Origin of the sequence: Stieleria maiorica, from assembly GCF_008035925.1 — a bacterium.
Classification (GTDB): Bacteria; Planctomycetota; Planctomycetia; order Pirellulales; family Pirellulaceae; genus Stieleria; species Stieleria maiorica.
The window spans coordinates 4485836-4505509 of record NZ_CP036264.1; the positions used below are offsets into that span (position 1 = coordinate 4485836).

The following is a 19674-nucleotide window of genomic DNA, read 5'->3' on the forward strand; positions in this document are numbered from 1 at the left end:
CATTCGCAATTGGTGCCACCCATCAAACTGTCCGCGCCATGGCAGACAGCGGTTTTGATATCAATTCATGGATTGATTGATGGGTGGCACCAACTGGTGATGCGATGGGTGGCACCAACTGGTGATGCGAGAGCGGCTGCCCGCGTTGCGGGCAGGGGGAACAGTTGGGGACAACGGTTCTACACTGCCTTTTCCGCTACAGAATCTCGTCGATCAGTTCGTGTTGGTTGCGGGTTCCCAGGGCACCCCAAAGCCCGAAGGGGCTGGGACTGCCGGGAGACAAGTGGCCTTGGCCTTCCAGCGTGACCGAGCCTTTTAATTCCCCGCACTCGATCGAGTCGGTGATAAAGTGAATCGAGCCGTCGCCCATCGCCACGTGGCCTCCGCCCTGATGTCGGCTGCTGACCGACAGTGTTCCGATGGTCGTCGAATCGCCTCCGAAGCACAATTGCGTGTTGGGCGGTGACGTGGTGTTGCATCCGCTCATCAACGGCATCGCATCGGCCCAGCGGTAGCCGCGGCCCTGGCCCCGCCGCGCCGGTAACGTGACTTGCCCGCGTGCGTCCCAAAAACGGGGACGTTCGGGATCGATCTGGGGACGACAGATTTGGGCGTCACCCAACAGACCGCCGGCCCAACCGTTTCCGGTCGACGGTACGGTGCGAGTGTCTTTGTCACCAAGATCCGTCGCGATCTCACCCATCATGATCGTCGTCGACAAGCCGTCGGTCACGTCGTCCAACGAAGTCACCATCCGGGGCACAAACATGCCTCGCCCGGTCGCCAACACTTGTGTCTGACCACTGGGCGACCACTTGGAATCTTCGTATCGCCACAGCCCTTGATCCAACCCTTCGATGGCGTCACCCAAACAAGCCGCATAGTTGGTCCGCCCCAAGGCAGGGCTGCCGATTCCCGGATCCGACGGACAGCGGTAGGTTCCGATCTCCATCGCCCACGGCAGGTACGATCCCATCGACGGCGATGGCCCCATCTTGGGGTAAGGATGGTTCACGTCGCCCAAACCATCCATGCTGTCCATCGACATGTCAAAGAAGTCGTCTTCGGCGGCCAGCGCATCGCTGCCTGGCACTGGGCCGATCCATTGGCCGCTGATGGTGTTCCAGACCGGTGTCTGTCCTAAAAAGGGAGTGATCGAGACGAGAAAGCTGAGCCGAAACTGATTGGTTTTTGCAGCGTCGTTGGCGTTGTTGAATGTTCCCGTCCCGTGCGGCGGCAGGAATCCGAACGCGTCATGGTACTGGGCGACGCCCAAGGCGATTTGTTTGAAGTTGTTGCTGCAACTCATCCGTCGCGCTGCTTCGCGTGACGCTTGGACGGCGGGCAAAAGCAGCCCCACCAAAATTCCGATGACGCCGACGACGACCAGCAACTCCAGCAATGTGAATCCGTTATGATACCGGTGACGATTCATGGGCTTTCCACTCGAGCTAGAAAACCACAGCTTAACGATCTTCAACGCGGCGCGGGGACGCGGGTGCGATTCTTTTCGGATTAACGGATGCAGGTTTCGTTCTCACGATCACGTCGTTCATCGTCCGATCCGGACTTTGCGATCGCCATGGTCAACGACTGTTTGACAGCGGCACTGCAGCGTGGAGCCAGCGACGTTCATCTCCAGCCCCGCTCGCGGCGCTGGGAAGTCGCGTTTCGAATCGACGGTGTGCTGCAGCCGTATGAATCGTTCGAAATCAGCGACCATAGCGATCCGGTGTCGCGTTTGATGGCGCTGGCCGCGTTGCCGTCGTATCGAGCAGGCGTGCCACAAGAAGGTCCGTTGCGGTGGCAAGACGATGCCGGTCAAACGCACGAAATGCGGCTGGGGGTGTTTCCCACTGTGCACGGAAATCGAGCCGTCATCCGAATCATGGGCGACCGTCAGTCGCTGCGTCAGATCGACGGTCTGGGGTTCGATGCAACGACGATCAGGCGGGTGCGGACCGTTTGTGACGCACGCGACGGATGGCTGTTGGTCGCCGGGCCGGCCGGCAGTGGGAAGACGACCACGTTGTATGCCTGTCTGTCCTACATCGCCGAAACGGGGTTCGGACGCAGCGTGTTGACCATCGAAGACCCGATCGAATCGGTGATCGATTCGATCAGCCAAAGCCAATTGCAGCCCAGCAGCGGGATGACGCTGGCGTCGGCCATGCGGGCGGCCGTTCGGCAAGACGCCGAAGTGTTGTTGGTCAGCGAGATCCGCGACGTCGACACCGCCGAAGCCGTCTTGGCGGCATCGATGACGGGCCACTTGTGCTTTTCATCGATTCACGCGGGTTCGATCGGCGCGACGCTGCGTCGATTGGTGCAAATGAAGTTGCCGATCTATGCGATCCAAAGTGGATTGCGCGGGATTCTCTGCCAACGCCTGTTGCGCAAAACCTGCACCGAATGTCCGGGGCCGTCAGAGTCTTCGGCGGATTCGGATTGCAAACGGTGCCATGGAACCGGATATCAAGGTCGCCTCCCGGTCGCTCAATTGCTGTGCTTTGATGGATCCGCGGCCGGGCACGCCGTGTTCGACGCCTTGACCGAGGGACGTTCGGCGATGGAAATCGACGCGATCGCCGCCCGAGCAGGCATCGATTCACTGTATGACCAGGCGACGCGTTTGGTCGACGAAGGCCGAACGGACATGGACGAAGTGTTCCGGGTGTTGGGGAGGCGAGAATGATGTCGGCCGACCGACCCGAGACGACGCTGGACGACGAATCGTTGGCGATGTTGCTGGACGAAGTCTCTGCGATGGCGACGTCGAAGCGTCCTCTAATATCCGGGCTGGAGGACCTTGATGACGCGTCGATGGGCACGATCGGCCGTGCGGCGAATGCGGTACGGGCTGGTTTAACGGGAGGCAAATCCGCGGCAGAATCGGTCGCGGCGGTGGCCGGGAGCTACCAAAGTCCGATCAGATTGGCGATGGAAGTGATGGCGACCACCGGTTCGACCGAACCGATCGATGAAGCGGCGCGATTGATCCGCCAGACGAACGAGGAACGGCGTCGAGTTTTTCTCGCGTCGATCAACCCGATTCTAAACGTGATCGTGGGCGCGACGGTCGTGTTTTTTGTCATGCCTTGGATCCTGGTGTCCTTGTCCCAAGCCGAATTGATCAAACCCGCGTTCGCGCCGTCGATCACGGAAATCTGTCAAGCCTTCGCACAAGACTTCATGCTCGCGGCAATCGCCACGATTGTGGTCGTGGGGCTGTTTTCGTCGGCGCTGGCGTGGGGACTTTCACGGTCCCGCCGCGGCGGTGACGTGTTTCGCGATTACGCGACCTTCTGCCGCTGGATGGCGTTGCAAATCAGTCCGACGGGACGAACGCAAGGATCAATCACTGCCATCGAACCGGGACGTTTGATCCAGACCGCGGCCGAAGCCGTGGGGCCGGCGTGGTCGTCATCGTGGGCAAGGGTGATTGACAGCGTTCGCGGCGGGGCAACTTCCCAAGACACATTGGCCATGCCACCGGACACGCCCGAACCGGTTCGACGATGCGTGCTGGACCTGGTCACCGGTCGTCGCGAAGGCGATCGAATCGCTTTTGATTTACGGCGGTTGGCCGAGCTGTATGTCCAAAAATCAAAACGCTTCCGAAGCCTTTGGACCGAGGTCTTGCCGCGTGCGATGACGTGGGTGTTGATGATCATGATGATGGTGATCTTGTTGCAAGCCATCCTGATGCCACTGTTGAAAGTCGTCGGGGAGGTGGCACCGTGACGCACCCGCACGAAAACCACGCAATCGGTATCGCGGAACAGGCTGAACTGGAGATTTGGCAGGGCATTCGCGACGACACCCGACGCCGGCTGCTGAAGACGGTGACCGTCGGCGTCATCTACCTGATCGCGGCGTTGGCAGTCGGAGCTTACTTGATTGTGACGATCGCCGACGTGGGGCGCGAGAATGTTGTACTTCGCGGTTGGCAACCGGTTGTGGTCGATGTCGGTTGGATGCTGACCATTGCGACGGGCTATGGAGCTTTGGCGGTCACGGCGTTTGTCGGCTATTTGGTGACGTTGCTGTGGATTCAGGACAAGCTTCCTGCCGCCGCGTTCCAGATCGTCGACGGCGTACCCTGGATCGGATCGACCATCCGAGTGGTGGCGATGGGCGAGTTCTGTCAATCAATCTTTCAATCGCTGCTTCGCTCCCAACCGATCGGAGTGGCGTTGGATCAGGCATCGTCTGCGGTTGGACATGCGGGGATGCGTCGCTGGTCGGCATTGGCGTCCAAACGGATCGAGTTCGGGCATCCGCTCGCGCACGTCTTACAATCGTCGCCGATCCAAGATCCACCGCTGTCGGCGGTGGCGGCCTTTGCGATGCAGAAATTACCGGCCAGTGACAGCGTCGACGTCTGGCGCCGGGCGACTTCGGAATGTCACCTGCTGGCCCAGTCGCGGCTGGACCGGACGGCGATGGCCGTCTCGGTCTGCTGTCTGTTGGCATCGGTGTTCATCGCATTCTTCGCCTTGCTGCTCTCGGGCATCGCGATGCGGACCATGTTGCAGGGGCTGACGTACTGATGAATCCCGTCCTTGGCCTGATCACATCGATCATCGTCGTCGCATTCCTGGCGATTGCGGTACGAGTGATCACACGACAGATGGTTCGTCGACCCGCGGTCGAAGTGCGTTCGTTTCTGATCGCTTTTCTGGAATTATTCGAGTGGCTTCTTTGGGCGGTCTGTCTGGTGTGCCTGGTAGTTACGGCGCCTCATCCGGTCACGCTGGTGCTGTTGGCGCTGTTGGTCGTGTCGGTCGTCATCGCGCATCGATTGCGATATCGCGAAGAGTTGCAATCGCTGAATCGATGGCTGCGGATGGCGGTCGAGAAGGACGTGTCGCTGCCGGAGTTGCTTGAAAACATTGCGATGGGGTGTCGCAGCCGACTCGCCCGCCGAATCAAAGCCTGCGTCAAACGCTTGTATCGCGGTGAATCGATCGTCGATGCCGCCCGCAGAGCGAAACTGGCGTTGGATGCCGACGCGCTCGGTGCGATGATCATCCCGCCTCCCAAAACGGCCTTGCAGGGCGAAGCGGCGTTGCCCGGGGAAGAGATTGGTTCCGGCCAGGCTCTTGATTCGACCGCTGCGTCGGAGATTGGTCATGAATCACCGCGCGCGATGGCGTTGGTCGGTCAGCAATTCACCTATGTCGTGGCCACGATCATCCTGGCCTGGCTGATCGGGATTTACATCCGCTCGCATTTGATCTCCCTGTTTGATGAAATTTACGATGGAATGTTCTCCAGTAGTCGAGTCGTCCATCGTGGACTTGACATGGTTGCCGGGGTGGGGGACGTCGTCGCGGTGACGGTTCTGGTTTGGTTGTTGTTGGTGGTCGTACTGCGGTGGCTTCCGCTCTGGTTGGCGCCTTGGGTTCCGTGGTTCGGCGGCAAGGCGGTCGATCAATGGCGCTGCGAGGTCCTGCGGACGCTCGGGCGTGGGATGCGTGTCGGACTGGCGGAAACAGCGGTTTTGCAGGCAGCGGCAACATCCACGCGGATCCGATGGATTCGATCCCGTTGCCGATCAGCCCAGCGGCTCGTCGACGCCGGCACCCCTTTGGCGACGGCCTTGCGATCGGCAACGTTGGTGACGAAACGCGAACAGGTTTGGTTGACGTGTGCGGCAAAAAACAGCAACCTGCCTCACGCGATCGAGCACTTGTGCCGTGACATCGGGCGACGCCAGACACATCGCTGGAGAATCCGCATGGCATGGTTCGTGCCCTTGGCGACGGTGTTGGTCGGCATCTTCGTGCTCGTCCACACCCTGTTCCTGTTCCACTTTTTGTACGGTTTGATCGGCGGGCTGGCCTAACGGAAAATGATGCAAAAGAAATCGAAAGATGCTCGAAGATGCCGGCAAGGGTTTCTGCTGTTTGAGTTGCTGGTCGCGACGGCGTTTTTGGCAGCCGCTACCACGATCGTGTTACAAATGCATCAGGCCTGTTTGGATTATGATCGGGTCGCTGCAGACCGATTGCGTCACCAATTGAACATCGAGAATCTGGCCGAGCAATTGCGCGACGTGGCCTACGACGACGTCAATTCAGCCGTCGCCGAACTGCGTGCCCAGTCACAGATTGAGATTGTGGTCGACCCGTTTGAATCGGATTCACGCAAGGGCATGCATGTGATCCTGAGAGATCCGGCACGCGAGCGACCACTGGTCCATCACCTCTGGCGTTTGGAGCCTCGCTCATGAAACGGCCGCATCAATCGGCGAATGATGGAGCCCCGATTCGACGCTGCTCCGGTTCTTCCCGTGGCTACACGCTGATCGAATTATTGCTCGTGCTGGCACTCGCCAGCGCGCTTTTGGGAGGCGTGATCGGGTTGATGACGATCGCGAGGAAGAGCGATGGTGCGGCCGAGGAGAACCTGTTTCGTCGTCAGGAGATTCGCCGATTCGCCGGTGACCTGCGTCGCGACGTCCGCGCAGCGGGGGAGATCGATTTGGATGCCGACGAACTCGTGCTCGCTGACGCCTCTTCCGATGCGGTCACTCGGTACCAGATCGAGTCCGGGGCGACGGTGGTGCGCCGAGTCAGCGAGGGCGATTCAAAGCGATCAGCGATCGATCACTATGATATCGGAAGTGCAGCAACAATGGAGTTTCAATTGATCGATGGCAACGCTGCGGTCCGCTGCACTGTGTCGGATGGTGACGGGCATGGGGAATCGATTCAGATCCTTGCATTCCAGAGGCCGACATCATGAACGCGACAACAGCCCGGCGGGCTGTCGCACCGCAGCGTCCCGCACGAACCGGCATGATCGGTTGGATGGTGGTGCTGATCCTGACGCTGTTAGTCGGGACTTTCGCGATCACGGTGACGCGACGCGCAACGCATGAGCGAAATGATCAGTTGCACCGCCAGAGGATCATGATTTTGGAATCCGCGATTGATGCGTTGCGACAATCGGAAATGGACGTCGGGGAACGCATCCGATTGCCCCTGGGCGACGCGACGCGTTGGGTCGTCGTGGAGGCGGTGGACGGGGCGCCGATAGGACGTCAGTATCAGGCAACGCTGTACCGCAACGACCGGCCGGGAGTATCCATTCGGCGAGCAGTGGAGAACGATCTGTGACGGTTAATCTTGAAATGAGTTGTTCGCAAACACGATCCCATTCACCCTTTCAACCCTCCGTGCATCCAATGTCTTCCATCCGTCGTGCATTCACCTTGGTCGAGCTGTTGGTTGTCATCGCGATCATCGGAATCCTGGTCGGGTTGGCCGCGCCGGCATTGCAAGCGATGCGAGAATCGTCGCGGCGGGCGATTTGTCAATCACGGCTGACACCGATCGGCATGGCGATGCAAAGTTATCACGATCGTTGGCAGCATTTCCCGGTCGGTACGGTGGCGGATTCAGGTCCGGTTGTCAGTGAAGCGGAGGGGGACCACCACAACTGGATCGGGCGGTTGTTGGACTTGCTGGACCAGCCGGTGATCGCGTCGCAGATCGATCGGTCGGTCAGCATTTACGCGACCGCCAACGAACCGGTCTTGCAACTCGCCTACCCCGGGGTCAAATGCCCTTCGGCCGGTCATTTTCCGGCCAACGCCAGCAGCTATGTCGGACTGCATCATCCGAGCGAAAAGGCGATCGATGAAACCGACCACGGTGTGTTCGTGTTGAATCTGCAGATCAGCCGCGACGACGTCCCAGATGGCCTGTCCAACACGGCGTTCGTTTCAGAAAAGTTGATTTCCGTCGATGACCTCGGGTGGCTCAGTGGGACACGTGCGACGCTGCGAAACGTCGGTGGCGGGATCGAGACGTCGGAGGATCTGTTCGGCGAGTTGCCCCCAATGGCGGTCGGATCCATCGGCAGCCGACACCCCGCCGGCGTGCATGTACTGTTTGGTTCCGGCGAAATCCGCTTCCAGTCGGATCAAACTGACCATCGCGTCTTAGAACAGATGGTCGATCGCCGTGACGGCGGGCTTCCGATGCAGTTTCAAACGTTGGACCAACAGCGCCGCGCGAGCGCTCAATGAACAGGTCGCAGGGGGTGGGCTGGTGTCCAGGCTTTAGCCGCATCTGCGTCGCTGCGTTGCAGCGACGGGGGATCGCCTAAAGGCTAGACACCAACGTAGGACATCTCTTCCGGGTTGTCCTCGCGGTCAGCCCACGGACGAACCCGTCGGGTTCAAGCGACGGCCCGGAAGGGACCGTCGTACCATTTGGAATTGCCCCGATTCTGTTTCAGGCTCCTTCGCCGGACAGGATTCGGCTGATGTCGACGCCTTTCTTACGCAGCGTTTGTGCGATTTCCGCTGTCGCGTCTGTTGCTTCCTCCTTCAAAGCCGGAATCCGCTTTGCCTGGATCGCCAACTTCAACGCTGCGACGCTGGGGTGCAGTTTCAAGACATCCAGGACCAACTTTTGCTCATCAATGCGACTTGCTTGATCGAGTGCCCGTTGGCACATTTCCACCCGATCTCGTTCCGGCATGTTGAACTTACGCGCCAAACCGATGTAACCTCGCAGTGCGCGAACCTGGTACTTTTCCTCCGGCGCCGTCTTGGCCAGATCGATCAGCACCGGAGCGGCGTCGAGATTATTCCATTTGCCCAACAAGCGACTTCCGGCGTCCTGCAACTCTGCGTCGTCGCTCTTCGCCGACATCGCAAGCGTTTGCAGGGCCGTTGTGCCACCGACCTCGCTAAGGGTTTCCAGCAGCCAGGTTTTGGTCGTTGCCGGCGCCTGTTGCATTGCAACAGCGAGTTTGGCTGCGCAGGCGTCGCGATCGGGCATCCGCACACTCGCGGATTTGAGAGCTTGTTGAGCGGTCGCAACATCTTCGGGACGACTGGGGGCAAGGACCTGAGTGATCAGCAGGTCCAGCTTTTCGAGCGAGACGGTTTCGCCGAGTGCGATCAATGCCGCACTACGGACGGCGGGATCGGAATGCTGGAGCGCGTTGACCAAATCCGGCACGGCATCGATCCGTCGGCGGCCGACCAGTTCGATCAACAGGGGATAGCGGTTGCCTTCGGCTTCCGGCAACAGTGCGACAAGCCGGGCGTTAACGCCGTCACTGGGAATCTCCGCAAGCGTGTCTTTCGCGGTCTGCGATAGTTCCGCATCTTGTCCGGACGCGATGTCCAACAGCACTGGTAACGAAGAGACATCACCGACACGCTTCAGTGCGTCGATCGCGGACAATCGAATGTGTTTGTCACCGGATCGAGCGGCCTGTACCACTGCCTCCAAAACAACGGTTTGCGGTCGATCGGCCATCGCCTGGACGATCAAGGCGGCCCGAGACGGCGCGGCGCGGGTGAGTTCGTCGGCCAAGGCCAAGTCGACTTCGCCGCCGGGGAATTCCCGCGCGGTCGACAACGCCAATTGAAACAGTTTCTTGTCGTTGGAGCGAAACGTTTCCAACAGCAACGGGATGCCATCTTGATCACGCGACAGAATCGCCCCGCGTGTGGCTTCGACGATTCGTTGCAGGGGCAGATCGGCGCTGCGAATTTCATCGAAAATCTCGGTCGCCGCCCCCGACTTATCCTCTGCTTGCAATCGTTCGGCGCACAACAGGTAGCCTTCGGCCACCGCGTTCCGTGTCGTGCCGGAGGTCGAGACCAACGATTGTTGAAGCGATTTCGTTGCGGCATCGTTTCCGATGCGTCCCAGCGCGACTGCGGCGGCCGAGGCGACTTCGGAATCGCTGTCCTGTAATCGAGCGGCCAGCGCCCCGACGGCGGCGGCATCGCGGCGAACACCGATCGAGTTGATCACGCCGACAAGCAACCGGCCATCGAGTGATTGCGTGGCCTGTCGCAGCGCTTCGTCCGCTTCTTGGCCCGGAATCACTTCCAGAGCGATCCTGGCCCAAGAGGACAAGCGTGGATTTGAAAGCAGCTTGGCCAATTCGCCGACGGCCGCAGGGGATCCTTCGATCGCAAGCTTTTTGCACACCACGGCTTTCTCAGCCTCCGGTGCGTCCGAACGAAGGACCGCGATCAGGTCGGATTCCGATTCGGCGGCGACGCTGCGTACAGGGGGGAGCGTCATGGTGGCGAGGATGACAGACGCCAACAGGAAACATGCCAGAGGGGGACGATAGGTGAGATGGTTTTGCATGGGAAACAGCCAGGAGGTTGGACGGGATGTGAACGGGAAGGGCGCAGGCTGGGGGGCCCGAGTCACAAAGGAATCACAGACGCCACGGCTCTCGTAGAGCTTCCGAGCGCATCCGGTTGGCTTGATCATCATTGACAAACAGGTGCGTCTGGTTGTCGTAGTTGACTTGGCGGTCCAGGTACAACGCGATATTTGCCGCGTGGCAGGCGATGTGGGCGTTGCAGGCCGCATCGGCATTTCCCTTCGGTTGCCGCCTCGTTTTGACACAATCCAAAAAATCGCGAACATGGAAGGTCGCCGGGTAGCCACCGATTTCAGCAACGTCGCGTCCGGCCAACAATTCTGGCGAGCTGAGCACCATCTTGCCGCTGTCGCCGGCTTCCACCCAACCCGATTCGCCTTCGAACCGAACCGGGCACGAGCCGAGGGGAATCCAACCTTTTTCGCGGAAGATCAATTCGGTACCGTTTTCATAGCGTGCGACCAGCTCGCCGTCTTTGGGCGGGTCGTATTGAACCGGCGGCGGGCAATCCCCCACGGCCCATTGGCAAAGGTCCACGCAGTGCGATCCCCATTCCAGCACGCCACCGCCGGAGAATGCACCGACAAACCCGCCACCTTTTTCGAAGTTGAAACCGTCCAACAGCTTGGGATTGAAGGGACGCCATGCGGCCGGTCCCAAGTACATGTCCCAGTCGACGATCTCCGGATCGGGTTCGGGTTCCGGCCCCAACCACTCGCTCATCAACGCTCGCATGCCCATCGGATGAGCATAGACCTTAGTCAGCTTGCCGAGTTTTCCGGTCCGAGCCAATTCGCAGGCGAACGCGAAGTGGGGCAGGTTTCGGCGTTGCGTCCCTGCTTGGAACACACGGGCGGTGCGTCGCATCGTTTCGGCCAGGATCAAACTTTGCGCGATGTTCTTGGTGACAGGTTTTTCGCAGTACATGTCCTTGCCGGCTTTGGCAGCCATCATCGCTGCGGTCGCGTGCCAGTTGGGACCGGTCGCGATCAGCACCGCATCGATATCACTGCGATCGAGCAATTCACGAAAGTCGCGGTGGGTGCCGCAGTTCTGGTTGCCGTAGTGATCGTCGACGATCTTTTTCACTTCGTCGCGGCGTTTTTGCTTGATGTCACAGACCGCAATGAACTGAACGTCTTTCTGCGGCAGGAAACAACTCAGGTCGTAACCGCCGCGACGTCCGATCCCAATGCCGCCCATGACTACGCGTTCACTGGGCGGAACGGCACCGTCCAACCCGAGGGCTGAACCGGGAATGATGGTCGGCGCCGCGATGGCAGCACCGGCGCCGGCGACAGCGGTTTTCAAGAAACGCCGGCGTGGCGCCTTTGCGGGGGAAGGAATTGTTGGACGCGTCATAACCTACCTACCTGAATGTATGGGGGCCCCGGATCACAGAGACAACTCGTCACGCGGAAATATGATTTCCCGTGTCGTTAGGATATCCGTGTTGGATCGGGCATTCTACGGACGGAAGCGATTTGTCATCGCAAACACAATGCTTTTTCCGATCGGACCCCGGGACCGTGCGGTGGTCGCGCGCGACCACGTGCACTATCGCGCAGCGAGACGATTTAGAACGGTAACGTTTTGAGAAAACGTTGTCCGAAGCGGGCGTAGTCTTGCCCATCGACGTCCCCGTCACCATCGCTATCCAGATCGGGATTATATCCCGCGGTACCTTCAGACTTCAAAAACGACAAACCGAAGCGGCCATAGTCCTGGCCATCGACATCACGGTCCCCATCGGTGTCTCCGAAGAACGCGAAGAACCGGTCGGTCGCGGCGGCGCCAAAGACAAAATCGCCGCCTTGCCTTCCATCGTCGTTTCCGTCCAGCGTGACAGAGGTGCCGGCCCGTCGCACTTTGGACGGATCGATGGTCAATTGATAGTTTCCGTCGACAAGTGCGGCCGAATTGCCGCGTGTCAAATCGCCGCTGAAGCGAAGCGACGCGACGGAGTTGCCCTGGGAATCGCTGGCGAGCGAGAAGGATGTTGTGACGATTTCGCCATCGCCATCGCGCCGACGCAATTCGAAGGCATCCGAATCGATGTCCACCTGTCCTTCAAACACAACGTCAACGGTCGTGATCTGAGATCGTTGGTTGCTATTGCCGGCATGGGCAGGTGCGACGGCGGAGACTTGCGCCAGATCCACTAGCACCAAACGCAGTTGAGTCGCCTGCCGGTTCAGGTCCCAGTCCGTCCCGACAGCCGGTGCCGGAAGATTTTGGTTTTCAAACGAACCGTTCAATGTCGGCGCGGTGACTAATACGGTGGAGTCACCGACCTCCGGGGACACGCCGGGACGAGGTTGGACGATCAAGGTCCCGGCGAGCGTGATCGGACCGGACGATTCGATCCGTCCACCGGCGAATTCAGTAACGCTGCCGAGTGTGACCGGGTTTGATGCGTCCAGGGACAACGTTTGGTCGGCCAGGTTTAGTGGACCGTCGATCTCAATGGATTGCATCGCGCGGAGGCTGACAGCGCCGGCATCGTTCCATCGGATCGTGGTGACCGTCGATGCATCGCGAACATTCACCATGCCGCCTGAAAGCGCGCCCTCGGTCGACGACAATCTTGTTGTCGAAGTGCCGGTACCTTCGACAGTGATCGATCCGCCGCGCAGATCAAAGGCGGCGCCATCGGGAAACGCAAAGAAACCGTCAGCGGCATAATCGATGACCAAGTCGCCGCTGTTTCCGCCCGTGTCGATCAACAGGGATTGCGTGGTCGCGAGCGGTTTGGACATCAAAATCAGATTCGCCGTACTGTCGACCAATTCGACGTTTTCTCCGACCCGTCGCAGCGAGAGTTGTCCGTGCGGGGCTGAAACGGCAAAGGCGACGTCTTCGCGGATCGTGATCCGATAGTCCTCCACCTCGCCGTCGGCGGCCGGACCGGTCGGTTGCAGCCCGCCGGCCGAACTGACTCGGACGCGAGCGAACGTCTCGCCAAGCGTCATCGTCGTTGGAACGGCATAATTGAGTGTTTGCAGGCCGGCGACCACGTTCGCACTGTTGAGAATCTGCTCGTTCGGTGCCCAGATTCCATCGGCGTCGAAATCGATCCAGGCGTCGACTTTCGCTTCGCTGGCCCCTTGCAAGTCGATGTTGACCCCGGCGGTTGATTGCCCCTGTTTGAGTGTTCCGAATAACACGCCGTCTTCGTCGCTTAGGTCAGCATGGTCGTCGCCAGTTGCGTCGCTCGTGGGCGTCGCGTCGATTTCGTCATCGCGGTGGTCTCCCAATCGCGGGCCAACCGCGAGATGATTCGCACCATCGTCAGCAACTCGACTCGGGTACGGCGCCGGGGCATCTCCGAATTCGGCGCGATCGTTGTCGATCCTTCGAATCGGCAGCATCACGCTGCCTCGATAGGCGCTGTCGGCGCTAAACGTGTTGTGGGAAAGTTGCGTGTCTTGAACGCCGTTGACCAAATCATCGTCGGCGGCACTCAACCGAACGGCCTGCGGCGTGTTCCAGTTCTCTGCGTTGAAGGTCAAGAACGCGTTGCTGACTTGCGCATCATCGACCGCGCCCACTTGGGCATGGTGGCTATTCAAAAACACTTTGACGTCGGCTTGCGGTTGACTGTTCAGCGCGACCCAATACGTCGCCTGACTGCCCTCGTGAATCTCAATCGTCGGCGTTGCCGAAGAACTTTCAGTCGACGTTGCCGCCGACGCCATGACTCCAAAGTCCGTGGCATCCTGTTTGGGCGGCGGGGCAGCGGGAGCCACCGGCGAAAAACTCAGCCCGGCGGTTTCGTTGTCCAAGATCGTCGCCATGGCCGAATCGATGGGCAGATCGACGGGGTAGCGTGAGTCAGTGACCGGTGCGGCGACCGTGTGTGTGATCCTGGCGAAGTGCGTGTCTTCGGCGATGGCATCGTCAATGGCTCGAACGGTGACCGTCTGTGCGGACGCGTCGGCAAACGTCAGCACACGCGAGCCACCAAACGTCAGCCCGTTGTCGGTGCTGACAAGCGTTTGCGCGTCAGCTTGGATGGTGATGTGAACCTGTTGGCCGTTGCGAGGCGCCAAATTCAGCGAGACTTGGTAGCTGTCGGTAGACCCCGATTCACTCAGTTGCAGATTTCTGTTGGGGGTGATCGACACGACACCGCGGTCGTCGTCGGTGATGTTGACGACCAACGGGGTTGCGCCGACGGTGATCAGATCGAACGGATCTCGGCCGTCGATCACGGTATGCACCATTCGAGAGGTGTGGGGACCTTCTTTCGCGGCGTCATCGACGGCCGACAGCGCGATTTGCTGGGGCAGGTTCCAGTTGCCGCTATTGAATTCGAGGATTTGACCGAACAGTAAATCTCGGTCGGGTAACCGAATCGCGGAAGTTTGTTCGCTGCTGTCGGCGAAGGCGACGTAGGTCGCGCCGGGCGGTTGTTCGCTGAGGGCAACCCAGTAAAACACTTCCTCGCCGCCTTCGATGGCGTCGATCGACGAGATCGGATTCAAGCCTGCCTGATCCCGCGTGATCTCCAACAGATTCAGATCATCGTCGATGATCCGCACCGACACATCGGCGACGGATCGGTTGTGATAACCGGGATCGATGCTGCGGACCGAGTGCGTGATCAACGTGCTATGGTTGCCTTCGGCGGCCAAGTCGTTGACGGCTTTGACCAAAACGGTTTGGACCTGGTCCCAGTTGTCTGGCGTGAAGACCAAGGTGTTGCTGCCATCGGCGGCATTTTCCGCCGTCACTTGGCCGGCGTCGTTAGCGAGAGTCACGACCACGTCCGCCGTCGGCGCACCGCTCAGCACAATGTTGTACGAATCGTTTTCTCCGCCTTCGACAACATCCGTGGTACTGAACGATTGGCGGATGATGAACCCGGGACCGGGCAGGATCACATGGTCGAAATCCGGGTTCAGATCAAAATGAAGCTTTGCCGTCCCATCGGTTTCGATGGTCCGAAAGTCCATGTGCACCTGGTTGATGTACCCGTCGGGCTGACCGGGGCTGAAGAACGCGTGGAACCAGCCGCTGGTCAACAAATCCGATCCGAACACGCCGTCCAAACTGGCGTCCTGACCGGGGATATCGATGTCCAAGATCAACCATTGCAGATCGGTCCAAACGATGTCGACTCCCGAATCGGTCGGCAAGTGAAATTCGTCAAAGCCGAAGACGGGAACACTGATCTGGCCGCCGACGCCGCCGACAACTTGTTGCGTGACAAAGTTGGCGTCGTTTTGGTCCAGGGTGCCGTCGCCGTTGCTGTCCAAGCCTAACTGCAACGCCAGCCGCTCCGATAACACACTGATTTGGGCGCCGGTGTCGAACAGAAAATTCCCCGGCTGGGCGATACCGTTGTGCTCCGGGATCCCGGTCATAAAGGGGACGTCACCCCAAACCGGTGGCTCGCCGAAGACCATCTGGTCCAACGGATCGAATGACAAGCGATTGTCCATTGAGATCGTGTATCGATGCCCAGCGCTGACGGGCACGTCCGTGCTAAATTCTGTTTCCATGTAGATGCTGTCCAAATCGACCCCGCCACCGGACCAACCGGTGAAATCAAGTGAGACGACTTGGCCTTCCATCGCGGGCATCCCCGCCAAGCCCCACGGCCCGAGTTGGCTGAAATCTTTGGTCGCGTCGGACATCACTCGCGCATCGAGTATTGTGTGCCGCTGGCCATTGCTGCCGGCATAGTCAAAACGATACGGCACCGAGACATCCAACAAGTGCGTCCCCGCGACGCCGCCTTCAAGCAATTGGCCTTGGACGTCATACCCCAACCGCGAATCTTCCATATCGGCAATCGCGGTCGCCATGGTCAAGATACTGCTGGCACCGGTGTCCAATAGGAACGTGTTGAACAGGTCCGGCCCCAAACTCTCCCAGCGGATACCAGGTCCGGGATCGACGTCGGCGGCAAACTCCACCGCGACGCGCGGCTGGTCCAAGGCGATGTTGTCCGAGGCGCCCAGTTCGACAAAGCCTGCCGCGAGCAAATTGCGCCGTTCGAGCCGCTCCAAGCAATGTCGCCGACGTCGGCAGAGACGACCGCCTGCACCTTGATGGACGTGAGAAATAAATCGCATCGATTCGTTGGATGCCGGAAAAGAGCATGGAAAAGGAGGATGCGTGGGATGCAACGTATCAGTTGCTCGGGCCGCGTCAACTGAAAAACACATCCGAGAGACTCATCAGAGTGCAACGCGGTGTCGCTCCGCAAAAACCGCTCACCGAGATGCAGAAGAACCCACTGTGGGGACCATGGCCACCCGTGCGGCATCGTCATGGTCTATCGACGGCTGGCGTTTCATCGCCAGCCGTCACGTGATCGCAGCCGGGCGGGGCACACGCTGAACCAAGAAAGGGAATCACAGTGAAGTCATTCCGGCAATCGATCATTCAATCAGTGGTGCAAGGGATGTTCGCAACCAGAACACCTTCGACACCGCACGGAAGTCGTTGGACGACTCGCCCCGCCGGATCGATGATACAAGTGATCCCGGTCGATGAGCAGCGGAGGAACCATGTTCGGTTTTCCACGGCCCTCAATCGCGCCAGCCGCAGGTGCTGTTCGAGCGTGATTTCACTGGAGAATGCCGATGCATTGATCAAACCGACCAAAACATTCGCGCCGCAGCGGAAATTCGCCGCTGCAATACTCGGGTCGGTGTCTTCGTAGCAAACCGTCACGCCGATGTTGATCCCGCCCGGCAGGATCAATGGTGCGAAATCGTTTCCGCGAACCAGGTCCATGTCCACGGCCAACCACTCGCGAATCCACGGCAGCAGAGGCTCCATCGGCACATACTCGCCGATCGGCATCAACGTTCGCTTGGACGTCCGCGCGACGATGCGATTGTCGGCATCAATCAAAAACGCACAGTTACGATAGGGCCCTCGGTCTCGTCCGCCTTCGTCATACGTCTTCGCTCCGGCTAACAAGTGCGCGCGATTGTTGGCATAGGGAACCAGTGCCGGATTCGGTGCTTCGGAAAGCTCGGTTGTACGTTGTTCATCGCGAAAATCCGCAAGTGCCGAGTGATAGATTCCGAGGGAGGATTCGGGCCAGACGTACAAGTCCACCGGATCGCGGATCGAATCGGACAGCTCTCTCAGCCGTTCAACCGCCCCAACCTTGGTCGGATCGACTTGGACGATCGCGACGCGGAACAGGCTGGAACCGCATTGAAGTTGGGCAACTTGATCCGCACGCCGCTCGCCCCAAATGAAACAGCCGACGAGTATGACGCCGACGATCGCTAATGGCAGCTGTCCTGGTGGAGCGATAGCGGATGCAGGGCGTACGGCGGTCATTCCCGTCGACCACGATGCCAAGAGTACGCTGCCTGCCATAGCCCAGGCCGCGATCAACGGCGTGCCGCCGAGTTCCGCCAATTGGACGACCGGCGGATCATCCAAATACGTGTGCGCAATCGACCAGGGAAAAACCCTCGGCCACAACGTTTCCATCGCGACCCAAATCGGAACGACCACAAAAACCCAAACGCGACCGATGCGCCAGAGGATCGAGGCTGAGCCTGCAAAGGCCGCAAAGGGAATGGATTCCCAAACCAGAAACAACAGGAATCCGGCGAACGAGCCGACGATGCCCAGGTTGGTCGTTTCATAGATCGTTCGCGGCACCCAATGGAATGCGAATAGCAAATGAATCAGTCCACAGATCAAGCCGAGCCGCGCGGCCGGACGGACGGTTCTCGCGATCGCCATGCGAACCAAGATGGCCCAGCCGAGCGTACTAAGGACTCCGCTGTCTGGCATGAGCCAGGCGACGCTCATCAGCAGTGCCGGTACCAGAATCAACCAGGGAGATAGGATCATCGAACCTGTCATGGGGCCGCTCGAAAAAAGAGGTCCGCGAGACGGCTTTTGATTCCGTCCCGCGAACTCCACGACGCTGGGGTGCACCACTAGAGGTTGATCTGCGTTCGTTTGCCTTTGGCGACCGACACACTGGTCACGTTGAACGAGGACACGTCGACGGTGGTGGAGTCGGGATCGACCAACGCCGTCGCAACCGTGTGTGATCCGGTCCTCAGGTTCTTAAACTCGGTCGATTCGCCGGGGTTAAGAATCTTTCCTCCGCGAGCGGTAAATTCGCTGGCATTGGTGGACGCTTTGAGCGACTCACTCGGATTGACCGCGACCAGACCGATCTTCGTGGACGACTTGTTGGTGAACCGGATCGATCCGTTCGACTTGCTACCGCCGCCTGCTTCGGCGACTGAGCCCAGGACAACCATCAAAGCCATCGACAGAACAACATGCTTGAACATTGAGTGTTTACTCCATCAGAGACAAAGGTGAACGAATACCGAGAAAGTTAAGCAACCGTTGGATTTGTTTGATGTGTCTCCTTTCAATCGTGTGATTCAATCGCTGGCGTGATTTCGCGACCGTTACGAGAACACAGTGCACCGATCAGCGATGGATCCATGGATTCGGTCATGAAGTGCACTGAACCATCCGCGAAAGCGACTTGAGCCCCCGCGGGATGGAGGCTGAAGATCTCGCCGCTGCCGTCGACGTTGATGCCGCCGTTGTCATGAGAAATGGCGCTACGGCCATCAGCCCAAAGACCATGTTCGGAAGACAATCGATCGACGACTTCAGCAATCATCAGGGTTTGGCTGGTGCCGTCGACGATTTCCGTCAGCGTCACCGCAGTTCGGCGTTGGGGGGACGACCCGATCAGGACGCCGTTGTTGATGTCCAGTCCGACCAACGATCGTGCGCTCGCCAGTGCGCTGCCCATCACGCCGGCGTAGTCGGTGTCGCCCGGAAAGTCATTGACGGACGTGGGGCAACGAAACACAGGCAACACGGTCACCGAGAGTTGCAGATTGCGTGTGGCGTCATTCCAAGCAACCTTGCGGTCCCAAAGGCCGGCGATCTCAGGCTGTTCCAATTGCCCCAGCACCGCGGCGGCCCACGATTGATTCCTGCCGGCGCCGCGATCATTACCGAAGGGAAGTCTGCCGAACTGGTCGTGAAACTGATGCAGTGCCAGCGACTGTTGACGCAGGTGATTCGCACAGCTGATACGACGCGACTGTTCCCGAGCGGCTTGAACGCCGGATGATAGCAACGAGACGAGGACTCCCATCATGCTGATGACCACCAGCAATTCGATCAACGTAAACGCGCGGTGTATCCGCAGGGGGCGCCGCTTGCTGCGATTCAATCCAATCGACTGATCGTCTCTGATGGTCATCTTGTTGATCTCGATTGCTTTGTCCGACTCGAAACCTCGTTTGAGTGCGATGATCGTATCGAGCGTTTGGTGGCATCCAAGGGCCGGATTAGGAACGCAGGCGGAACGCCTTGGTAGAGGCCAATCAGTACAGCGATGATTGAAACCGTCATGAGTGTTGGTGTCCAGGCTTTAGCCGCCTTCGGTCGCTGCGTCGCAGCGACGGGGAATCGCCTAAAGGCTAAACACCAACCGGTTGCGGATGGCGTTGCAGTTCTTTGGCCTGCCTCTCTTGTCGTTCAACCCAA

General features: G+C 59.3%; 15 protein-coding genes. 8 read left to right on the plus strand and 7 right to left on the minus strand.

Annotated features, from left to right (window positions below):
* Positions 1-196: 196 nt before the first annotated feature.
* Entirely contained in the window at positions 197-1435 is a 1239-nt protein-coding gene (locus Mal15_RS15130; protein ID WP_147868545.1) for a DUF1559 domain-containing protein, read from the minus strand.
* Positions 1436-1522: 87 nt separating this feature from the next.
* Between Mal15_RS15130 and Mal15_RS15135 the strand changes: the two genes are divergently transcribed.
* The 8 genes from Mal15_RS15135 (at position 1523) to Mal15_RS15165 (ending at position 8041) form a co-directional block, all read left to right on the plus strand.
* Positions 1523-2695: a GspE/PulE family protein gene (locus Mal15_RS15135; protein WP_147868546.1), complete on the plus strand. Its 1173-nt coding sequence runs from the start codon at positions 1523-1525 to the stop codon at positions 2693-2695.
* Positions 2695-3744, plus strand: coding sequence for a type II secretion system F family protein (locus Mal15_RS15140; protein WP_233903462.1), 1050 nt, complete (start codon positions 2695-2697; stop codon positions 3742-3744). Before Mal15_RS15135 ends, Mal15_RS15140 begins: the two co-directional genes overlap by 1 nt.
* Positions 3741-4553, plus strand: a complete 813-nt coding sequence (locus Mal15_RS34100) for a type II secretion system F family protein (protein ID WP_167546834.1) — start codon at positions 3741-3743, stop codon at positions 4551-4553. Before Mal15_RS15140 ends, Mal15_RS34100 begins: the two co-directional genes overlap by 4 nt.
* Positions 4553-5851, plus strand: coding sequence for a type II secretion system F family protein (locus Mal15_RS15145; protein WP_167546835.1), 1299 nt, complete (start codon positions 4553-4555; stop codon positions 5849-5851). Before Mal15_RS34100 ends, Mal15_RS15145 begins: the two co-directional genes overlap by 1 nt.
* A 9-nt stretch (positions 5852-5860) precedes the next feature.
* The gene (locus Mal15_RS15150; protein ID WP_147868549.1) at positions 5861-6238 is read left to right on the plus strand and encodes an acyltransferase; all 378 of its coding nucleotides are present in this window, start codon (positions 5861-5863) and stop codon (positions 6236-6238) included.
* Complete coding sequence (locus Mal15_RS15155) at positions 6235-6753, plus strand: prepilin-type N-terminal cleavage/methylation domain-containing protein (protein ID WP_147868550.1); 519 nt, start codon at positions 6235-6237, stop codon at positions 6751-6753. The genes Mal15_RS15150 and Mal15_RS15155 overlap by 4 nt, the downstream gene beginning before the upstream one ends.
* Positions 6750-7127 carry a hypothetical protein gene (locus Mal15_RS15160; RefSeq protein WP_147868551.1) on the plus strand — a complete coding sequence of 126 codons (378 nt, stop codon included), beginning with the start codon at positions 6750-6752 and terminating at the stop codon, positions 7125-7127. Before Mal15_RS15155 ends, Mal15_RS15160 begins: the two co-directional genes overlap by 4 nt.
* Before the next feature lie 68 nt (positions 7128-7195).
* A complete protein-coding gene (locus Mal15_RS15165) occupies positions 7196-8041 on the plus strand; it encodes a DUF1559 domain-containing protein (RefSeq protein ID WP_147868552.1) in 846 nt (281 codons plus the stop codon).
* Between the two features lie 208 nt (positions 8042-8249).
* Here the strand turns inward: Mal15_RS15165 and Mal15_RS15170 are convergent, their stop codons facing one another.
* From Mal15_RS15170 to Mal15_RS15195, 6 genes are all read right to left on the minus strand, one after another.
* Positions 8250-10067 (minus strand): HEAT repeat domain-containing protein, encoded by a 1818-nt coding sequence (locus Mal15_RS15170; protein ID WP_167546836.1) that lies wholly within the window; start codon positions 10065-10067, stop codon positions 8250-8252.
* 142 nt (positions 10068-10209) lie between these two features.
* Positions 10210-11520, minus strand: a complete 1311-nt coding sequence (locus Mal15_RS15175; RefSeq protein WP_147868554.1) for a Gfo/Idh/MocA family protein — start codon at positions 11518-11520, stop codon at positions 10210-10212.
* 215 nt (positions 11521-11735) lie between these two features.
* Complete coding sequence (locus tag Mal15_RS15180) at positions 11736-16241, minus strand: GEVED domain-containing protein (RefSeq protein WP_167546837.1); 4506 nt, start codon at positions 16239-16241, stop codon at positions 11736-11738.
* Positions 16242-16554: 313 nt separating this feature from the next.
* On the minus strand, positions 16555-18006 hold the full coding sequence (gene lnt, locus Mal15_RS15185) for an apolipoprotein N-acyltransferase (protein ID WP_147868556.1): 1452 nt from the start codon (positions 18004-18006) through the stop codon (positions 16555-16557).
* 77 nt (positions 18007-18083) lie between these two features.
* Positions 18084-18449 carry a hypothetical protein gene (locus tag Mal15_RS15190; RefSeq protein WP_147868557.1) on the minus strand — a complete coding sequence of 122 codons (366 nt, stop codon included), beginning with the start codon at positions 18447-18449 and terminating at the stop codon, positions 18084-18086.
* 83 nt (positions 18450-18532) lie between these two features.
* Complete coding sequence (locus Mal15_RS15195; protein ID WP_147868558.1) at positions 18533-19387, minus strand: DUF1559 domain-containing protein; 855 nt, start codon at positions 19385-19387, stop codon at positions 18533-18535.
* Positions 19388-19674: the final 287 nt, after the last annotated feature.

Coding starts and splice junctions, on each gene's coding strand:
- Mal15_RS15130 (WP_147868545.1), bottom strand. CDS start 1,435: ATGAATCGTCACCGGTATCATAACGGATTCACATTGCTGGAGTTGCTG.
- Mal15_RS15135 (WP_147868546.1), top strand. CDS start 1,523: ATGCAGGTTTCGTTCTCACGATCACGTCGTTCATCGTCCGATCCGGAC.
- Mal15_RS15140 (WP_233903462.1), top strand. CDS start 2,695: ATGTCGGCCGACCGACCCGAGACGACGCTGGACGACGAATCGTTGGCG.
- Mal15_RS15145 (WP_167546835.1), top strand. CDS start 4,553: ATGAATCCCGTCCTTGGCCTGATCACATCGATCATCGTCGTCGCATTC.
- Mal15_RS15150 (WP_147868549.1), top strand. CDS start 5,861: ATGCAAAAGAAATCGAAAGATGCTCGAAGATGCCGGCAAGGGTTTCTG.
- Mal15_RS15155 (WP_147868550.1), top strand. CDS start 6,235: ATGAAACGGCCGCATCAATCGGCGAATGATGGAGCCCCGATTCGACGC.
- Mal15_RS15160 (WP_147868551.1), top strand. CDS start 6,750: ATGAACGCGACAACAGCCCGGCGGGCTGTCGCACCGCAGCGTCCCGCA.
- Mal15_RS15165 (WP_147868552.1), top strand. CDS start 7,196: ATGTCTTCCATCCGTCGTGCATTCACCTTGGTCGAGCTGTTGGTTGTC.
- Mal15_RS15170 (WP_167546836.1), bottom strand. CDS start 10,067: ATGACGCTCCCCCCTGTACGCAGCGTCGCCGCCGAATCGGAATCCGAC.
- Mal15_RS15175 (WP_147868554.1), bottom strand. CDS start 11,520: ATGACGCGTCCAACAATTCCTTCCCCCGCAAAGGCGCCACGCCGGCGT.
- Mal15_RS15180 (WP_167546837.1), bottom strand. CDS start 16,241: ATGCGATTTATTTCTCACGTCCATCAAGGTGCAGGCGGTCGTCTCTGC.
- lnt (WP_147868556.1), bottom strand. CDS start 18,006: ATGACAGGTTCGATGATCCTATCTCCCTGGTTGATTCTGGTACCGGCA.
- Mal15_RS15190 (WP_147868557.1), bottom strand. CDS start 18,449: ATGTTCAAGCATGTTGTTCTGTCGATGGCTTTGATGGTTGTCCTGGGC.
- Mal15_RS15195 (WP_147868558.1), bottom strand. CDS start 19,387: ATGACCATCAGAGACGATCAGTCGATTGGATTGAATCGCAGCAAGCGG.